The sequence below is a fragment of the Pseudoalteromonas sp. NFXS39 genome (genome assembly GCF_040148775.1).
Classification (GTDB): Bacteria; Pseudomonadota; Gammaproteobacteria; order Enterobacterales; family Alteromonadaceae; genus Pseudoalteromonas; species Pseudoalteromonas apostichopi.
In genome coordinates, this window is the sequence record NZ_JAGDEC010000009.1 from 154,416 (window position 1) to 172,545 (window position 18,130).

The window sequence follows — 18,130 nt, forward strand, 5'->3', positions numbered from 1 at the left end:
TTGTTGTCTGGAAAGGCCGGGTGAAAACCCGGCTTTTTTCTAAAGCTTTAGTACCCCTTGCCGATACGTACATATCATTCACTTTCATCGCTATCATTATGGCTATTAACTCATTAGCAAGTGCGTTAACTATCTCAAACGCAGATACAGCAAGCGGTAATACCAACCCAAAAGTAGGCTACAAACTCAGCAACCTAGAGATAAATAAACTCTCTGGTCGTGAAACAGAGCCCGCTCAAAAAGAAGAAATAACTAGCGAACTCCCTGCTCATATTCGCAAAATGGTTGAACAGCTAGAAAAGCTTAAAGAGCAACTTGAACTTGCCAAAGAGCAATTAGCCAAACTGCAAGCACTTAAAAACCAAGAAGATGAAGCTGTAAAAGTGCAAGTTGAAACGCAGACCAAAATGGTCATGGAAATTCAAACGCAAATAATGACTCTTAGCCAATCAATTAGCGACGCGCTAAAAGAAGCAGGTATTAGCGACCCAGGAGTGCTAATGAGTGTGTTGGTTTGATGGAAGCTGTAAGTTTTGAGCTATAAGCTTTACTCTTGTCGCTTTCCCCTCGCTTATTTCTCCCATAAAACCCAAAAAAAGGGTCAAAAACCCAGTAACTATGCGGGCTCTGAAATATCGAGCACGCAAATACGAAACTTCCTTAGCAGTAAAAATAAGAGTTATTTATGGTCATTGTCGTTACATTTAGCAGCTGTTAACACGACTTTTTTTGCTCAACAAATCAACAGTATAAACTTAATAATTTAATCTACATCGCCACTTTGAGGACTCAGTTGCAAAGATCGTTCAAATAAAAAACAACACTTAAATCTCACCAAAACACCTTTACTAACACTTTTTTAGTATAGAAATTAACCAACTCATTCGTATTATGAATTCACCCTATGAACGAAGTGAGGGCGTCTTATGCGTCAAATTTTATTACTTTCTGTAAATGGATTTACGCTACAAAAACTATTTTTACTGACATCATTATTGGTTTGTTTATTTGCCAATGCTGAAGAGGAAAACCCTATTGCAACTGCCAGAGCATGGTTAAACTTGGTTGATTCGGGTGAGTACCACGAGAGCTGGCAGCAAGCTGATCAGGTCTTTCAAAGCACCACGCCCAAAGCTCGCTGGCAAACGGCCTTAAATCAAATACGCGTTCCTTTAGGCCGAGTTATGTCTCGCACCTATTTTGGCACAGCAAAATATGACTCATTACCCGGTCTGCCAAATGGTGAGTATTTAGTGGTCAAGTTTCAAACCGAGTTCATGAATAAAGAAGCTGTGATTGAAACGCTAAGTCTTAGTAAAGCTGCTGACGGCTGGCATCCGCTGGGTTACTTGATCAATTAGTTTAAAACAGTACAAAGCACCTTGAGCTATGTGCTGTAAGATTTATCGGCAGTCAAAATGCTTATCTGCGGGAAAATAAACCGCACAATTGATGAATAGTATTTATTGTTCGTCGCCGTAACATAAAAACACTTCAAGACGAATTCAATAAACAACAAGTAAATGGAATTGCTATGAGAAAAACGCTCTTATTGATCACTTTTTTAAGCTGCTTTTGTGCAAACGCTGAAGAACTCGAGGTTATAAATCGCGCTAAAAGCTGGCTCGTATTAATTGATAATGGTCAGTATCAGCAAAGCTGGCAGCAAACAGACTCATTGTTTAAACAAGCAATGCCGCAAAGTAACTGGAGTAACGTGTTAAAACAAGTTCGTGTCCCACTTGGCAAAGTGATTTTACGTAAGAATTTAAGCCTGATGAAGTACGATTCTTTACCCGGAACACCTGATGGCGAATACGTGATCATTCAATTTCAAAGCCAGTTCATGAATAAAGAGCAAGCGGTTGAAACAATTAGCCTAAGTAAAAATAGTGGCCAGTGGCAACCTTTGGGTTATTTTATTAATTAAAAGATTTGCAGAGGCTTAGATGGGGTATGTTGGGTTTCGCTTCGCTCAAACCAACCTACCCGAAGAATGAGCAAGGCAAGTAGTGTGGTAGGCGTCACGCTTGCTTGGCGCGTCATGAAATCAACACCCATCAAGCAGACAAACATATCACCAACATACAACATCGCTCGGCTAAAACTGACAGCTGAAGGCTGACAGCCACAAAAAAGCCACTCATAAATGAAGTGGCTTTGGTTGAGTCGATTTTTTACTTATAACTTAATTTGGTTCACGCAGATGGAACACTTGGCACTTGTTACCTAAATCAGGTTGTTGTGCGAAGTTAGTGTTTTCAGCTAAACCACAGTTACTTAAACCAAGCGCTTGTTTTGTGTAGCGGTTGATTAGCATCACGCCACCGCCTTCTACCGGAGCAATACGCCACTGTGCTGTTTTCGCCGTACAAGAAGCCATTTCTACGTTGGCACCAGGTACTAAGGCGTTATCAGCTACCGCAGCACAGAACTCGCTGTCAGCGCTTTGTTTAAGGCTCACATAACCTGTATCTGTTGGTGTGAAGAACCATTGTTGTGCATCTTTATGCGTATAGGCTTGTTGCTCAACATTGGTACCCACTTTATCCGTACCGGCCACACTAAGTGCTTTACCGCTTTGTTGGCTTAATACTACAACACTACCCATAGGGCGTAATTGCCAGTCGCCACACGCTGTTGCGTCGCTTTGCTGTAAAACTGCTTGGTTTTGTGCAGCAGAACAGCCCGCAACCGCTAATGGCTTGCCTGTGTAACGGTTAGTAATAGATACATTACCATCTGTGCTTGGTGCTACTTTCCATTGCTGGCAGAAGTTATTGCGCCATGCTGCAGATTGCACTTTAGCGTTATCGGCATCATTACAGCTTTCAAGCTCTAAAAACTTGCTATCTTCACGGTTAGCTAAACGAACAAAACCATCTGTTGTTGCATCAATAACCCATTGACCATTGGTGCTCGCACACTGACGTTGCACAGCACGTGCATCTTGTGGATCAGCTGCAATATCTAAACATAAGCCGCTTGTTGCATTCACTAATTGGTAGCGCTGACCTTGCACTCGTGTTACCAGTGGACCGTATTCACCTGATGGCGGTGCTACTTCAACGCCTGGTGTTAATGGTTTACCAAAGCTTGGCGTGCCATCGTCATTCCAAGTAAATTTTTGTGCGCGTAATGAGCGAGTCGCACTACAACCGTGCTCTACCGAATCATTACCGTGATAAACTAACCAATCTTCTGTGCCGTCTGGCGATGTGAAAAAGCCGTTGTGGCCAGGGCCAAACACTTCTTCTGTACGCTCAAATACTGGCTTGTCGTATTTTTTCCAGCTGCTCGCTTTAAGCGGATCGTCACCAACAAGCTCAAGCATACCTAGTTTGTAATCTGGCGTATTACAGAAGCTTGCTGAGTACGTCATAAACGTACGGCCATTGTGCTGTAAAATTTCAGCGCCTTCAGTTACTTTACGACCACTGATTTCCCAATCTAGCTCAGGACGCGTGATCACCGTATGCGGTGAGTTCTCTTTCAGTGTCCATGGGTTTTCCATTTCAGCAATAATGTTTAATTGCTGATCGCCTTGCCATTGTGAGTAGATCACATATAGCTTGTCTTTATACGTTAGGTAGTTACCGTCGATGTTCCATACGTTAGGCATTAATGCGCCCTTGTATTCATATGGGCCCATAGGATCATCACCAGCACTTTCTAATACATTTAAGTGTTGGTTATCTAGAGTACCATCAGTACCAGCTGTGTACATCATGTACCAACGGTAACCGTTTGGCCCTTTTAGACGATGGAATTCAAACGCCCAGAAGTTACAACAACGCTCAGGGTTTGAATCAGACCAAACATTGACTGGGGTTGCATCAGCAAGGCCAGCTAGTGTTGGTGATTTACGCATCACTAACTCAGATGTCCATGTTGTTGTGGTCAGGTAATAGTTACCATCCCAGTACTCAAGCCATGGATCGGCGCCATTTGGAAAAAGTGGATTGGTAAAAATACCATTATCTTGGATTGGTGCTTTTGCTGCGGCTGCGACATCTGCTTTGGCTGTGTTGTCTTCAGCCGTAGTCTGACAGCCCGTCAGAGCACCAAACGACAAGGCAAATAGGCTAGCTAAACCAGCCTTTTGCATTGCGCTTTTAAGCTTTGTTGTTTTCACGATTGTGTTCCTTTATTTTGTACCAAATTCGTACACGATGCGTGTTGAATACACTTCACCCGGTAATAATTTTGTGCTTGGGAACGTTGGCTGATTTGGTGCATCAGGGAAATGCTGTGGTTCTAAACAAAAACCACTTCTAAAATTATGCACTAAGCCAGACGCTTGCACAGTACTACCGTCTAAGAAGTTACCTGAATAAAACTGTACTGCAGGCTCTTCTGTGTAAACTGTTAACGTACGGCCAGAGTTTGCTTCGTAAACCGTAGCAGCTTCAATAAGCTCATTGCTTGGCGTGTCTTTAAGCACAAAGTTATGGTCATAACCTTTACCAAGTTTCAGTTGTTCGTTGCTTGCTTTGATATCTTGACCGATTGCTTTAGCTGTACGGAAGTCAAACGGTGTGCCAGCCACATCCATCAACTCACCAGTTGGGATCAAGCCGCCATCCACAGGAGTAATTGCTTTTGCGTTAATTTGCATTTGGTGATCAAGAATGTCGCCTTTACCCGCTAGGTTAAAGTAGCTGTGTTGCGTCATATTGATGATGGTAGGCTTGCTTGTTGTAGCAATAAACTGCATATCTAACGTGTTGTTGTTCGTTAGCGTGTAAGTTACTTCAGTCGTCACTTCACCCGGGTAACCTTGGTCGCCATCAGGGCTCACTAAGCTTAAGGTAACACCAGCACTGTTTTGCGTCGTGAACGGTGTCATGTTCCACACTTTTTTATCGAAACCTTGCACACCACCGTGTAAGTGGTTGTCACCATCGTTGGTTGCTAATTGGTATTCAGTGCCATTTAACGTGAATTTACCGTTTGCGATACGGTTACCAAAACGACCGATGATTGCACCGTAGTAAGTTGTCGCTTTTGTGTACGCTTCTAGGTTATCTAAACCGAGAACAATATTACCCATTTCTCCTTTTGCATCAGGTGTTTCAATACGCGTGATAATGCCGCCGTAGTTGATTACATCAACACTAATACCATTGCTGTTAGTCAGCGTTACTTGATTAACTGGCGTTTGATCAGCGAGTACGCCATAGGCCGTCATTGATGCTGAAGGGGAAGTAGTCATATTGTCTCCTTGATGAGCACAAGCTGGTGTAAGGGCAATCCCACATGTCACCAACAATGCATAAAGCCCGCGCGACTTTTTCGTGTTCGAACTGGCTGTTTGATGAGTTGTTTTTAAACCTTGGAAAACACATTGCAATGACATATGAATAACCTTTTTGTAATTGTATTTATAGTTTTATAATACAAATAAGGGTACCATTGCAAATTTAATCGCTAAAGTTGGATTTTTCCGTCTTTCACCATGATGCAATCCATTCCCGCACTTTTGGCAGCTTGATAGCCAATTTGCGTGTCTTCAAACACCACACACAGGCTTGGCTCAACACCTAATTGCTCTGCCACTTTTAAGAATGTTTCAGGGTTTGGCTTGCCTTTACTTACATCACTGGCAGTCACTAACGCTCCAATTTTATTTATTAAATTGGTATCAGTTAAATGATCAATTGCATGTTCGCGGTCAGCACCTGTGCCCACACCCATCGGTAATACACCATGGTACTTTTCAAGTACTGCGACGGTTTCGTCAATCACTAGCGGTTGGTGCTGTAAATCAACCCAAAATTGGTGTTTATCTTTTGCCACAACTAGAGGGTCATGATCTAAGCCAAATTTTTCATTAAGCATTTCAATTGTTTTAACGGTCGGAATGCCACCTAAGCTGTACATGTAGTCGTAATCGAATGGATAGCCATAGGCTTCGCAAGCTTTCTGCCATGCCTGTAAGTGACTGCCCATTGAGTCAATTAAGGTGCCATCCATATCAAAAATAATGCCTTGGTAGGCGCTTAAATCGATCATATCTACTCCTAAAAAGTTTCGCTTCACAATAGCATAAGCCAGCGAAGAGCGTGGCTCATCACTGGCTTAATCGACAACAAAATTTGGGGTGAACGTGCTCACACACAGCACGTTCTAGTACATAAAGTACTAATTCTTACAGGCCACGTTTTAGCATGTAGTAAGCTGCGTTATGACGAAGCTCTGTTTTGAAACCACGGATCGTCGTATCGTTATCGATGATCATCGTTTCAACGCCAGCCATTTCAGCAAAATCGACAATCATATCGGTTGTTACTGCTTGGCTGTATGCAGTGTGGTGTGCACCACCGGCGTGGATCCATGCAGCTGATGCTACAGATAGATTTGGTTTTGGTTCCCAAAGCGCTGAAGCAACCGGTAAGTGAGGTAAATCAGCTGGCGGAGCCACTGTATCTACTTCGTTAATTAGAATACGGAAACGGTTACCCATATCAATTGGTGATACGTTAATTGCTGCACCCGGTTTTGCAGTAAACAATAAACGACCTACATCACATTTCACACCGATCGTGTGCTGGTGAACTTCAAGGCGTGGTTTTTGCGCTGCAATTGAAGGACACACTTCTAACATGTGCGCGCCAAGTACTTGGTCAGTCTCACCCATGTTGTAAGTGTAATCTTCCATGAATGAACAACCGCCGTCACGGCCTTCACCCATTACTTTCATGATGCGAACCATAGCAGCTGTTTTCCAGTCACCCTCACCACCGTAACCATAGCCTTTCGACATTAGGCGCTGTGTAGCAAGACCCGGAAGACCAGAAAGACCTGATAAGTCTTCAAAACAGTTTGTGAATGCTTTAAAGCCGCCTTTCTCTAAGAAGCGCTCCATACCAAGCTCTAAACGCGCTTCGTTGCGTAGCATTTTCACTGCGTAATCGTCTTGTAGCGTTTCGTCAGCAATTACGTAGTCTTGCTTATAAAGCTCTAACTGTGCATCAATTTCTTCTTCAGTGATGGTATCAACCACTTTTACAAGCTCAGCGACACCAAACGCGTGTACTTCATAACCAAATGTAATTTGTGCTGAAACTTTGTTACCTTCAGTCACCGCAACTTGACGCATGTTGTCGCCAAAACGCGCAACTTTAAGTGTTTGGCTTTCTGCCCAACCTTTCGCCGCACGACACCAGTCATCTAACTGCTGTTGTACATCAGCACGTTGCCAGTGACCCGCAACAACTTTACGCTCTTTACGCATGACAGTACCGATGAAACCGAACTCACGGTCACCGTGTGCACTTTGGTGCGTATTCATGTAATTCATGTTGATGTCAGACCAAGGAAGGGCTGCATTGAACTGAGTATGAAGGTGTAACCAAGGCTTACGTAATTCGCTTAGGCCAGCAATCCACATTTTCGCAGGTGAGAAAGTGTGCATCCATAATACTAAACCAACACAGTTAGGATCCGTATTTGCCGCCTGGCAAACAGCATGAATTTCTTCAGGTGACTTAACTGTAGGCTTACATACCAAGTTTACCGGTAGATTCGCTTCGCTGTTTAAGCCCGCTACAATTGCGTCGCTGTCTTTGGCAACCGTTTCTAACACCTTAGGACCATAAAGATGTTGTGAGCCGGTAACAAACCAGACTTCTTTCGTCATCGTCGTCATGTTAATAATCCTCTAAATTCTTGCTATTTGCTCTGACCGTAATACGCGTTTTTACCGTGCTTACGTAGATAATGTTTATCCATCACTGCTTTTTTAAGTTCAGCTGCGTGTGGATCTAAAGTGCGTGTTAAATACGCCATGCGTGCAATCTCTTCGAGTAGCGCTGCATGGTATACAGACTGAGCGGCATCTTTACCCCACGTGAAAGGCGCATGACCCGCAACAATCACCATAGGTGCAGCTTTCGGATCACGGTCTTGATACGCATCAGTAATTTGAATACCGGTTTCTAATTCATAATCGCCATTCACTTGCTCATCGGTTAGCTCACGAGTACAGGTGATGTCACCGTGTACATAGTCAGCGTGAGTTGTGCCAAGGCAAGGAATGCTTTGTTTTGCTTGCGCCCATGCAGTTGCATAGGTCGAATGGGTGTGTGTTACACCGCCAATTGCATCGAAGTGACGGTATAAATGAACATGCGTTTTAGTGTCAGAAGACGGACGCATAGAGCCTTCAACAATGTTGTTTTCAAGGTCGACGATCACCATGTCGTCGGCCTTCATTTGGTCGTACGATACACCACTTGGTTTAATCGCAATCACGCCTTTGTCTCGGTCGATTTGCGATACGTTACCAAAGGTATAAATTACTAAGCCACGACGTTGCAGCTCCATGTTCGCTTCATAGACTTCACGTTTTAGTTCAGTAAAACTCATGCCTTGTCTCCGTTTACATAGCTTGCAAGTGCTTGGTAGTTAGCATAAAGCTCGTCATACACAGCAACGCGCTCAGGGTTTGGTAAGTACTGATGACATACTGACGACGCCATCACTTTTTGAGCATCTGCCACTGTTGCGTGCTCACCCGCAGCAACCGCAGCCATAATTGCCGCACCTAATGCACAACTTTGCTCACTTTCTAAAACGTCGATTGGGCAGTTCCAAACATCAGCACACGTTTGCATTACGTAGTCTGATTTTTTAGAAATACCGCCGATAACAACTACTGACTCGATTGGCACGCCCTCGCTACGAAAGCGCTCAGTGATAGCACGTGCGCCAAAGGCTGTTGCTTCAACAAGCGCTTTGAAGAATTTAGGTGCATCAGTGCCCATTTTTAAGCCTGTTAATGCCATGGCAACGCTTTGGTCAGCATCTGGCGTACGACGACCATTTACCCAATCAAGCGCAGTTACGTCGCTGCTTGATACAGGCAGTGCTGCCGCCGCTTTTGATAAATCAACTAAGATTGAGTCTTCTAGCTTGTTAACTAACGCTTGCTCAGCGTCAGATAGATTTGTAAGTTGGCGAGTTGGCCAAAGTACTAAGTTCTTGAACCATGCGTATAAATCACCAAATGCAGATTGACCAGCTTCTAAGCCAATTAACCCTGGGATCACCGAGCCATCAACTTGACCACAAATACCCTTAACGCAAGTATCACCTAGCTGCTCTTGAGACGTTACTGTGATGTCACACGTTGAGGTACCCATTACTTTGGTTAGCACACCAGGGCGAACATTGGCTGCTACTGCCCCCATGTGACAATCAAATGCACCGTAACCAACAACGATACCTTGTGGTAAACCAAGCTTCTCGGCCCACTCAGCAGTTAAGTTGCCAGCAACTTGGTCGCTTGGCTCTGTAGTTGCATTTAACGTATCAACAACACCATCTAATAGTGGATCGATATTGCTGAAGAAACTGTTTGGTGGGAAACCGCCCCACTGCTCGTTCCACATTTGTTTGTGGCCCGTTGCACAACGACCTAACTTTAATGCTTCAGGGTGTGTTGTACCGCACATTAGCGCGGTCATCCAATCGCAGTGCTCAACCCATGAATAAGTGGCTGCTTTAACACTGCTATCAACGCGGAAAATATGTAATGCTTTGGCCCAGTACCACTCAGAAGAGTAGATACCGCCCATGTGTGAAAGGTAGTTCACATCGTTGTTAGTTGCAGCTGCTGTGATTTCATTTGCTTCTTTAATAGACGTATGGTCTTTCCACAAAATGAACATTGCATTTGGGTTTTCTGCAAATTCTTCAGTTAATGCCAGTGGTGTACCTTGGCTATTAATTGCTACAGGTGTTGAGCCAGTCGTATCAAAGCTCATACCCACTACTTTGTCTGCAGTACCTGCTGGAACTTGTGACCAAAGACCATTTACTACTTCTACAAGGCTATCGATATAGTCTTGTGGATGCTGACGAAACTGATCTTTACTTGGGTCACAATATAAACCTTGTGCCCAGCGCGGGTAGTTTACTAAATGGCTGGCAAGTTCTTCACCAGTCGCAACATCAACGAGTAATGCTCTTACCGAGTCCGACCCGTAGTCTAATCCCAACGTATAACGAGACATAATTACCTTTCACTAATTGCTTACTAACATTGTTAGTCATTATCTTTATTTGTATGATAATATCAACAATACCGGATTGTAAAGGTATTATAAAAATATTATTAACAGGATTATTTGCTGCTGGCGGGCGATTTATTGCGCAGTTCCTCTGGAAGATTAGATTGTTTTTTCAGCACAAATAATAGATTAAAGCCACTACATTAACTTTTGTATGATAAGAATGGGATAACTATGTCTAGTCAATTAGAACAACTTAAAGCAGTGACAACCGTTGTTGCTGACACGGGTGATTTTGAAGCAATCAACGAATATAAACCGCAAGATGCAACAACAAACCCATCACTCATCTTAAACGCGATTCAAATTGAGAAATATCGCCCACTCGCTGCAGAAGCCGTATCATGGGCAAAAGCACAAAGCAGTGACGCAGCTGAAGTTGTAACAAAAGCAGCTGACAAACTAGCGGTATTAATTGGCTCTAAATTAATGGAGCAAGTGCCAGGTTTAGTTTCAACAGAAGTTGATGCGCGTTTATCATTTGATACTCAGGCAACCATTGATAAAGCACTTGAGCTTGTTGCTCTTTATAAAGAGCAAGGCATCGACACATCGCGCGTGTTAATTAAAATTGCTTCAACATGGGAAGGTATTCAAGCGGCTAAAGTACTTGAAGCAAAAGGTATTCGTTGTAACCTAACGCTGGTATTTGCATTTGCTCAAGCACGTGCTTGTGCCGAGGTGGGCGCTTACCTAATTTCACCATTCGTTGGCCGTATTCTTGATTGGTACAAAGCACAAGATGCAAGCGCTGATTTCGACGGTGCTAACGATCCGGGCGTTAAGTCAGTAACGCATATCTACAACTACTTCAAAAAGCACGGCTACGACACGATTGTTATGGGCGCGAGCTTCCGTAACATCGGTGAAATCCAACAATTAGCAGGTTGTGACCGTTTAACTATCAGCCCTAAGCTACTTGCTGAACTAGCTGCAACTGACGCACCATTAACTCAAAAACTATTACCAGCAACAGAAAAAACAGAAGCGCCAGCAGCAATGACTGAGCAGGCTTTCCGCTGGGAAATGAATGAAGATGCCATGGCAACTGAAAAACTAAGCCAAGGTATTCGTCAGTTCGCAATTGACCAAGAGAAACTAGAGTCAATCTTAAGCGAATTAGTTTAAACAGACGATTTGAATAGAAAAAAGCCCGCAAACCTAGGTTTGCGGGCTTTTTTATTACCTGCACATCATTACAAATGCAGGCTTATCGTGTTGCGATTACGATAATTTTTCGCAAGCCCCATTATTCAGCAAGTAATGCGTTTGCTTTTGCAACTAGGTTTGCCACTGTGAAACCAAAGTGCTCAAGCAATACTGCACCAGGCGCTGACTCACCAAATGTATCCATGCCTAGTACATCACCATCTTGGCCAACATACTTAAACCAGAAGTCACGGTGCGCAGCTTCAACAGCAATCTTTGGTGTACCAGTTGGTAGCACGCTTTGACGGTATGCTTTGTCTTGGCTGTCAAACTGATTCGTTGATGGCATAGATACCACGCGAACTTGCTTGCCTTGTGCTGTTAATTCAGCAGCGGCATTCACAGCTAGTTCAACCTCAGAACCCGTTGCAATAAGAATAAGCTCTGCAGCTTGTTCGCTATCAACAAGTACATAACCCCCTTTTGCAATGTCAGCAACTTGCTGTGCATCACGAGCCATTGCTTTTGTACCCTGACGGCTGAAGATCAGTGAACTTGGACCGGTTTCTTTTAATAACGCTTGGCGCCAAGCTACCGCTGTTTCAGTTTCATCACATGGACGCCATGCAGTCATATTTGGTGTCATGCGAAGGTTAGCAATTTGCTCGATTGGTTGGTGAGTTGGACCATCTTCACCTTGACCGATTGAGTCATGGGTATACACAAAAATGCTCTGTGCTTTCATTAATGCTGCCATGCGTACTGCATTTCGTGCGTATTCCATAAACATTAAGAAGGTTGCGCCAAATGGGATAAAGCCACCATGTAATGCAATACCATTCATGATTGCGCTCATACCAAACTCACGTACGCCATAGAATACGTAGTTACCATCAGCTGCATCTTGTAAGCCTTTTGCTTCTGGCCATAAGGTCAAGTTAGAACCTGCAAGGTCAGCAGAGCCACCCATTAGTTCAGGAAGCTGGTTAGCAAAGAAAGTGATCGCATTTTGTGATGCTTTACGTGTCGCAATGTTTTGCATGTCAGCTTGGCATTTAGCAATGTACTCATCAGCTAATTCAGCAAAGTTAGCTGGTAATGCTTTTTCCAAGACACGACGAGTATATTCTTTTGCAAGTTCAGGATGTGCTTTGCTATAAGCTGCAAACTTTTGCTGCCATGCACCTTCAAGCTCTTGTCCTTTCGCTTGATTATTCCACTCGTTATAAACCTCTTGTGGAACTTCAAATGCTGGGTGTGGCCAGTTTAGCTGTTCACGTACTGCGGCAATTTCGTCGTGACCAAGTGGTGCGCCGTGACAGTCGTGGCTACCTGATTTATTTGGCGAGCCAAAACCTATCACTGTTTTACAACAGATTAGTGTTGGTTGCGTGGTGTTGCTTTGTGCCGCTTCGATTGCACCCGCAATCGCATGCATATCGTGGCCATCAACATCACGAATAACTTGCCAACCGTAAGATTCAAAACGTGCAGGTGTATCGTCAGTGAACCAACCTTCTACTTCACCATCGATAGAGATGCCATTGTCATCCCAGAATGCGATTAGCTTGCCAAGACCTAATGTACCTGCCAGCGAACATGCTTCGTGCGAGATACCTTCCATTAAACAACCATCACCCATAAAGCAGTAAGTGAAGTGATCAACAATATCAAACTGTGGCTTATTAAATTGCGCTGCTAAGGTTTTTTCAGCGATGGCCATACCAACCGCGTTAGCAATACCTGAACCTAATGGACCTGTAGTTGTTTCAACACCTGGTGTGTAACCATATTCTGGGTGACCCGGTGTTTTAGAATGAAGCTGACGGAATTGCTTAATATCTTCGATGCTTACGTCGTAACCGCTTAGGTGTAACAATGCATATTGAAGCATTGAACCATGGCCATTTGATAACACAAAACGGTCACGGTTAGACCAGTCTGGGTTTAATGGGTTATGGCGGTGAAAGTTTTGCCACAATACCGCTGCAATATCAGCCATACCCATAGGCGCACCTGGGTGGCCAGAGTTAGCTTGTTGAACGGCATCGACAGCAAGTATGCGAATAGCATTTGCAGATTGAGAACTAGGCAGAGTCATCTAATTAGCTTCCTGTTAATATTATAATATAATTAATATCGCAAAAACTCACCCAAATAGCAACTTAATAAACCGCCAGCCCCCGTACTAGGAGAGCTAGCTGTCTATTTATTGTTAGTTATAAATACTTTAACCAAGGCTTATTAGCCTTACGTTTATATTCACTAAACTTCTTGGTTGGCCAATAAAGCCCTATTGCCAACAGTAAAGTAATAAACCAAATACCGGATATATCACTTACTCCCAAATACTGTCCTTGATTTGCACCCCATATCAACATACCAATTTGATACATAATTAAAAGCACATAGAGGTGTAAAATATAAAAGAACATAGGCACAGATCCATATACACGTAGTGTATTGGTAAAGCGATTAAGCGGCCTTTCAAAGAACCATAAACCAACAAACATGCCTGCTAAAGTGATAAGCAAGAAGCTTAGTGATGGAGGGTACTTAGTCACGTTAAACACCGACATCATAGTTTCTGTTGTGGTGCTAAACGTTTGCCAAGGCAGGGTTTCACCATAAATATTAAAACCACGCAGCACAGCAAATAATCCCACACATAACAGCGCTAACATCAGCAATGCTCGTTTACGCGAATCCGCCGTTTGAGTGTGCGCATATAAAGGACCTGCACAGTAACCCAATAAAATAACGCCAATCCAAGGCAGCACTGGGTAGCTAATTTTTACGTCGATTAAACCACCTTGAGATAGATAGCCTCGGTCATGCAAAATCGTCCATAGCGAATATCCAAACTCATCAGGGGCAAAGCTGATTGGGGTCAGTAAGTTATGACCAAATACAATAACTAAGCCAAGTACCAGCAATAGATTACGTGGCAGCTTAATCAATAATGCTAACACCAGCATACAAAGGCCAATCGCCCACATCACTTGTAGCCAAATGGTGTGGTAGTAACCCATCCACGAAAAACAAATGAGGGTTACTTCTAGCGCGATTAAAAATAGCCCTCGCTTTATTAAAAAACTTCGTGCAGAGCGCGCTACACCACTTGCTGGGTGACTATAAAGCCACGCCGATAAACCGGTTAAAAAGATAAAGGTCGGCGCACAAAAGTGGGCAGCAAAGCGACTCCAAAAAAGCCCCGGCGATGTCGTATCAACCACCATAGGGTCAGCCACCTGCATGTGCAAGAAAAAGCGCTCTCGCACATGATCAAGTAACATCAGCAAAATAACGACACCACGCATGATGTCGATACTGTGAATACGGCTTTTAACGTGCTCAGAAGTCATAACTCACGCCAAGTTTAAATTGCGTAGGAGCGCCCGGGTAGGCCCACAATGCATTGTATGAGCTTGCGATGTACTCTTCATCAAACACATTATCAACATTTAATGATACCGTTGTACGTTCAGTCGCTCGCCATTTAGCAAATAAACCAACGGTTTGATAGCTCGGCAGACGAAAAGTCAAATCAGCAGGGTCGCCTAAACGGTCAGACACATATTGGTAATGACCACCAATCTTTATTTCTTGTGCAAATACACTTAAGTCATGGTTTAAACCAATTGAAAGGTTATTTTTTGGTACGTTAACAAGTGGGCTGCCTTTCGGAATTGGTACTAACCAGTCAACATTTAAACTGTCTGTTGCTGTCTCGGCATCTACATAGGCATAAGACAGGTTGTACTCGGTATTGTCACCCAATGAACCCGTTAAATCTAACTCAAAACCTGTACTATTTGCTTTACCTACTGGCGTTGAATAACCCACATTGACTGGGTCTGCCACCAGCATATTGCTCTTGCTTGCATCAAAGTAAGCAAGCGTGCCGCTGATATTGGCATAGCTAAATTTAACACCGACTTCAAACGAGTCGCTTTCTTCAAAACCGAATGGCTTACCTTCTGCGTCGGTGCCGCTAAGTGGTAAAAAGCCTTCTGAGTAGCTTGAGTAAAAGTTAATATCGTCATTAAGAGCGTAAACCACACCCAAACGTGGGCTAATGCGATTTTCTTTACTGTTAGAAGCAACACCTGACTTAGTTTCAAAGATGTCTTGCTCAATTTCATCAAAACGCAGACCTAGCATCACTTTTAGGTTATCGGTTAAATCAAGCTGGTCTTGCAAATAGATACCATAAGCATTTTGCTCTTCTTTATTCTCGTATTGCATGCCCATTTCAGGGCCTTTGCCAGTGCTGTAATCTGGCTCATAGATATCAATAGTGTAGGTACCATTACCACCACGATAGCGATATAACCCCGTGCGTAATTCATAATCATACGCATCAGCACCAACGAGTACATGGTTCGTAATACCTGCAAAATCAAAATGACCACTTAATTCAAAGCGTACAGAGGTATCTTCAGACTCATAATCACGGTAACGATGTTGACGAGTTAACGTTCTACCATCATCAAACAAAGATTGGCGAGATGGCGATAGTTCAGCATCAGATGATTCTCCTGTCAGGGTTGCTGAACGATAGTTAGCCCCTGCTAGTAATGACCACTGACTATTAAAATCATAATTATAATTAATCTGATGGCCTCTAGAGTGAACTTTAGTTGGCGCATCATTTGGGTTACCTAAAAAGCGTGACTCAGGAACGGTATCAAAATCATCATTAAGTACCACAATACCGCGATCATACATTTGCTGTTGGTCAACATATTCAAATTCATAAGTAAGCGATGACTTGTCGTTAATCTGGTAATAAAGAGAAGGCGTAATGACGAATTTGTCGTGATGTACATAGTCTCTAAAGCTGTCGCTATCTTGCCATGCACCGTTGATTCTAAATGCTAAATCATCGGTCAGACCATTGGTGTAATCACCTTGAATACGCTTGTGGTCATCACTGCCAAATTCGGCTTGAAGTTGGCCTTGCTGATAAAACTGCGGTTTTTTAGTGATGATGTTAATTGTACCACCCGGCTCTGAGCGACCATAGAGTGCTGAGCCAGGCCCTTTTAACACTTCAATATATTCAATGTTTGATACATCACGCGGACCTGCAAAACCGCGACCACCACTAAAGCCGTTAACTAAATAGCCAGATGGCATATTTTCGTTACCCGACAAGCCACGAATAGAGTAGCTGTCCCATAACGCACCGCCATTATTTTTACGACTAATACTGGCAGAAAAATCGAGTGCATCGCGAAACTTAGTGATACCGTTATCAGTCATCATGTCTTTACTTAATGTGGTGATCGATTGCGGTAAATCTTTTGTTGGAATATCACCACGAAACGCTTGTTTATGCTCGATAGTGATCGTTTCCATATCGCTGTTATCAGCTGCATGTGTATTTGCTGCAAATGCCGCAGCTAAGGCTAAACTAAGAGTTGAGTACTTCATAAGGTCTAATTGTAGAGATTAAGGGAAAACGTTTTGTTATAAAATAACACAAACAACCAAGCTGATATAGTATAACAAATCATTTAGTACCGAATTTTTACTATCTTTTTATTGTTTACATAATACAAGTTCATCATTAGTATTAATAAATGACCAAAAAACAAACAAGTTAAGGAAAACTATGTATAAATCACTTTTAGCATTAACGCTTACATGCGCATCAATCAGCTCATTCGCAAACCCTGACTTATCACGTAAATTTCCATTTGTTGATATTCAAGCCCAGGTACTCGATACCACTACGGATAAGCCTAGCTGGCAACGACTCCCACCAATGTCTCATGTACAATACCCGACAGGGCTGTTGAATCGACAAGGCAGTGGCTGCGCAATTGTCAACTTTCAGGTAACACCACAAGGCGATGTGAAAAATCTAAATATAGAAAATTCAGCACCTAAGCGCTTTAGTAAAGATGTTAGAAAGGCAGCAAGACAAATAGTGAGAGACTGGCATTGGCCAGAGCGTAAGGGCGAACAAGTGATTGAGTTAACCATGCGTTTTGACTACTGCTTAACACACGACTTCGACAAAAAGAGTGAAGCCGTTGCCATGTGCGTCGAACATTCAGAACAAGCCTGCGAGTAAACAATAAATTTGCCATGCAGATACTTGAGCCAATGCCAGCTATTGCCTACAATGGCGCACAATTTATTCAATGCAGATCGCAACTATGACTGATACACAAAAACCAGAATTACCAAACCAACTTTCTATCAACCCACGTAGTAAATTTTATGTGGAAGAAGTTTTCGAACATGAAATTGGTGTAAAACTTAACGGCAAAGAGCGTTTTGACGTTGAAGAATATAATATCAGCGAAGGCTGGATCAAAGTCGCTTCTCCAAAAGCGCTTGATCGCCGTGGCCAACCTTTACTATTAAAAGTAAAAGGCTCTGTAGAAGTCTTCTACAAGTAATTCAGTTATTACTGAATGAGCTTGTTGGCCAATCAATGCTTGGCCAACAAGTTTATATCTCTACGAACTAAGGCACTCATTCCCTCGTTTTTTTCCGCACAAGCGAAAGTTAAACCAATGCCCAATGACGACAAATAGCGAGCCCAATAAAGTAAGTATTTTTTCTCCCGCCTCACCAATAATATTTTCGCCAAGCAGCACTGCCGCAGACAACAACACCAGCCCTGCACCGCCTAGCATCAATAATCGGTAACGCTTATGTTTTTTACAGCCTAAAAACAGTGCTAATAAGCTACTTGGCAGTACCGCAACCAACATCCAAAAATGAAACTGTTCGTTACCTAAACCCAATGCTGCAGCACTTGGTAATAAAACCAATAACACAGGCACAGCTAAGCAGTGAATAGCACACATAGCTGATAACCCTATGGCAAATTTGTCCATCTTTTCTTGTAATTTCACTGAATAATTCCTATAAAATTGAACACA

At 43.0% G+C, this 18,130-nt stretch carries 16 protein-coding genes; 6 read left to right on the plus strand and 10 right to left on the minus strand.

Annotation, left to right across the window (positions count from 1 at the left end; translation table 11 throughout):
* Window positions 1-20 precede the first annotated feature (20 nt).
* The 3 genes from J3455_RS16610 to J3455_RS16620 all read left to right on the plus strand — a co-directional run bounded on the left by J3455_RS16610 (window position 21) and on the right by J3455_RS16620 (window position 1,930).
* Entirely contained in the window at window positions 21-518 is a 498-nt protein-coding gene (locus J3455_RS16610; protein ID WP_233786772.1) for a hypothetical protein, read from the plus strand.
* 408 nt (window positions 519-926) lie between these two features.
* Complete coding sequence (locus J3455_RS16615; protein WP_130050177.1) at window positions 927-1,361, plus strand: DUF4019 domain-containing protein; 435 nt, start codon at window positions 927-929, stop codon at window positions 1,359-1,361.
* A gap of 173 nt (window positions 1,362-1,534) precedes the next feature.
* Window positions 1,535-1,930, plus strand: coding sequence for a DUF4019 domain-containing protein (locus J3455_RS16620; RefSeq protein ID WP_297330614.1), 396 nt, complete (start codon window positions 1,535-1,537; stop codon window positions 1,928-1,930).
* 258 nt (window positions 1,931-2,188) lie between these two features.
* Here J3455_RS16620 and J3455_RS16625 read toward each other — a convergent pair whose 3' ends face one another.
* From J3455_RS16625 to J3455_RS16650, 6 genes are all read right to left on the minus strand, one after another.
* Window positions 2,189-4,135 carry a family 43 glycosylhydrolase gene (locus J3455_RS16625; RefSeq protein ID WP_233786773.1) on the minus strand — a complete coding sequence of 649 codons (1,947 nt, stop codon included), beginning with the start codon at window positions 4,133-4,135 and terminating at the stop codon, window positions 2,189-2,191.
* A 12-nt stretch (window positions 4,136-4,147) separates the two neighbouring features.
* Window positions 4,148-5,359: an aldose epimerase family protein gene (locus tag J3455_RS16630; protein ID WP_349562061.1), complete on the minus strand. Its 1,212-nt coding sequence runs from the start codon at window positions 5,357-5,359 to the stop codon at window positions 4,148-4,150.
* Window positions 5,360-5,430: 71 nt separating this feature from the next.
* Window positions 5,431-6,015, minus strand: coding sequence for an HAD family hydrolase (locus tag J3455_RS16635; RefSeq protein ID WP_130050173.1), 585 nt, complete (start codon window positions 6,013-6,015; stop codon window positions 5,431-5,433).
* 136 nt (window positions 6,016-6,151) lie between these two features.
* The gene (gene araA, locus J3455_RS16640; RefSeq protein WP_349562062.1) at window positions 6,152-7,651 is read right to left on the minus strand and encodes an L-arabinose isomerase; all 1,500 of its coding nucleotides are present in this window, start codon (window positions 7,649-7,651) and stop codon (window positions 6,152-6,154) included.
* Window positions 7,652-7,674: 23 nt separating this feature from the next.
* Window positions 7,675-8,370 carry an L-ribulose-5-phosphate 4-epimerase gene (locus tag J3455_RS16645; protein WP_054552270.1) on the minus strand — a complete coding sequence of 232 codons (696 nt, stop codon included), beginning with the start codon at window positions 8,368-8,370 and terminating at the stop codon, window positions 7,675-7,677.
* On the minus strand, window positions 8,367-10,019 hold the full coding sequence (locus tag J3455_RS16650; protein WP_297330934.1) for a ribulokinase: 1,653 nt from the start codon (window positions 10,017-10,019) through the stop codon (window positions 8,367-8,369). Before J3455_RS16650 ends, J3455_RS16645 begins: the two co-directional genes overlap by 4 nt.
* A gap of 231 nt (window positions 10,020-10,250) precedes the next feature.
* On the opposite strand from J3455_RS16650, the gene tal reads away from it, so the two are divergent.
* Window positions 10,251-11,204: a transaldolase gene (gene tal, locus J3455_RS16655; protein ID WP_250661462.1), complete on the plus strand. Its 954-nt coding sequence runs from the start codon at window positions 10,251-10,253 to the stop codon at window positions 11,202-11,204.
* Between the two features lie 121 nt (window positions 11,205-11,325).
* Here the strand turns inward: tal and tkt are convergent, their stop codons facing one another.
* The 3 genes from tkt to J3455_RS16670 all read right to left on the minus strand — a co-directional run bounded on the left by tkt (window position 11,326) and on the right by J3455_RS16670 (window position 16,664).
* Window positions 11,326-13,326 (minus strand): transketolase, encoded by a 2,001-nt coding sequence (gene tkt, locus J3455_RS16660; protein ID WP_178926412.1) that lies wholly within the window; start codon window positions 13,324-13,326, stop codon window positions 11,326-11,328.
* A 118-nt stretch (window positions 13,327-13,444) separates the two neighbouring features.
* Window positions 13,445-14,590: an acetyltransferase domain-containing protein gene (locus tag J3455_RS16665; protein ID WP_349562063.1), complete on the minus strand. Its 1,146-nt coding sequence runs from the start codon at window positions 14,588-14,590 to the stop codon at window positions 13,445-13,447.
* Window positions 14,580-16,664 (minus strand): TonB-dependent siderophore receptor, encoded by a 2,085-nt coding sequence (locus J3455_RS16670; RefSeq protein ID WP_256855073.1) that lies wholly within the window; start codon window positions 16,662-16,664, stop codon window positions 14,580-14,582. The genes J3455_RS16665 and J3455_RS16670 overlap by 11 nt, the downstream gene beginning before the upstream one ends.
* Before the next feature lie 181 nt (window positions 16,665-16,845).
* On the opposite strand from J3455_RS16670, the gene J3455_RS16675 reads away from it, so the two are divergent.
* The gene (locus J3455_RS16675) at window positions 16,846-17,310 is read left to right on the plus strand and encodes an energy transducer TonB family protein (RefSeq protein WP_130050166.1); all 465 of its coding nucleotides are present in this window, start codon (window positions 16,846-16,848) and stop codon (window positions 17,308-17,310) included.
* An 85-nt stretch (window positions 17,311-17,395) separates the two neighbouring features.
* Window positions 17,396-17,641 (plus strand): DUF3297 family protein, encoded by a 246-nt coding sequence (locus J3455_RS16680; protein ID WP_175580416.1) that lies wholly within the window; start codon window positions 17,396-17,398, stop codon window positions 17,639-17,641.
* Window positions 17,642-17,701: 60 nt separating this feature from the next.
* Here J3455_RS16680 and J3455_RS16685 read toward each other — a convergent pair whose 3' ends face one another.
* Window positions 17,702-18,103, minus strand: a complete 402-nt coding sequence (locus J3455_RS16685; protein ID WP_130050164.1) for a MerC domain-containing protein — start codon at window positions 18,101-18,103, stop codon at window positions 17,702-17,704.
* Window positions 18,104-18,130: the final 27 nt, after the last annotated feature.

Excerpts from the sequence above, each read along its gene's own strand:
- J3455_RS16615 (WP_130050177.1), top strand. The coding sequence starts at position 927 with ATGCGTCAAATTTTATTACTTTCTGTAAATGGATTTACGCTACAAAAA.
- J3455_RS16620 (WP_297330614.1), top strand. The coding sequence starts at position 1,535 with ATGAGAAAAACGCTCTTATTGATCACTTTTTTAAGCTGCTTTTGTGCA.
- J3455_RS16630 (WP_349562061.1), bottom strand. The coding sequence starts at position 5,359 with ATGTCATTGCAATGTGTTTTCCAAGGTTTAAAAACAACTCATCAAACA.
- J3455_RS16635 (WP_130050173.1), bottom strand. The coding sequence starts at position 6,015 with ATGATCGATTTAAGCGCCTACCAAGGCATTATTTTTGATATGGATGGC.
- araA (WP_349562062.1), bottom strand. The coding sequence starts at position 7,651 with ATGACGACGATGACGAAAGAAGTCTGGTTTGTTACCGGCTCACAACAT.
- J3455_RS16645 (WP_054552270.1), bottom strand. The coding sequence starts at position 8,370 with ATGAGTTTTACTGAACTAAAACGTGAAGTCTATGAAGCGAACATGGAG.
- J3455_RS16650 (WP_297330934.1), bottom strand. The coding sequence starts at position 10,019 with ATGTCTCGTTATACGTTGGGATTAGACTACGGGTCGGACTCGGTAAGA.
- tal (WP_250661462.1), top strand. The coding sequence starts at position 10,251 with ATGTCTAGTCAATTAGAACAACTTAAAGCAGTGACAACCGTTGTTGCT.
- tkt (WP_178926412.1), bottom strand. The coding sequence starts at position 13,326 with ATGACTCTGCCTAGTTCTCAATCTGCAAATGCTATTCGCATACTTGCT.
- J3455_RS16665 (WP_349562063.1), bottom strand. The coding sequence starts at position 14,590 with ATGACTTCTGAGCACGTTAAAAGCCGTATTCACAGTATCGACATCATG.
- J3455_RS16670 (WP_256855073.1), bottom strand. The coding sequence starts at position 16,664 with ATGAAGTACTCAACTCTTAGTTTAGCCTTAGCTGCGGCATTTGCAGCA.
- J3455_RS16675 (WP_130050166.1), top strand. The coding sequence starts at position 16,846 with ATGTATAAATCACTTTTAGCATTAACGCTTACATGCGCATCAATCAGC.
- J3455_RS16680 (WP_175580416.1), top strand. The coding sequence starts at position 17,396 with ATGACTGATACACAAAAACCAGAATTACCAAACCAACTTTCTATCAAC.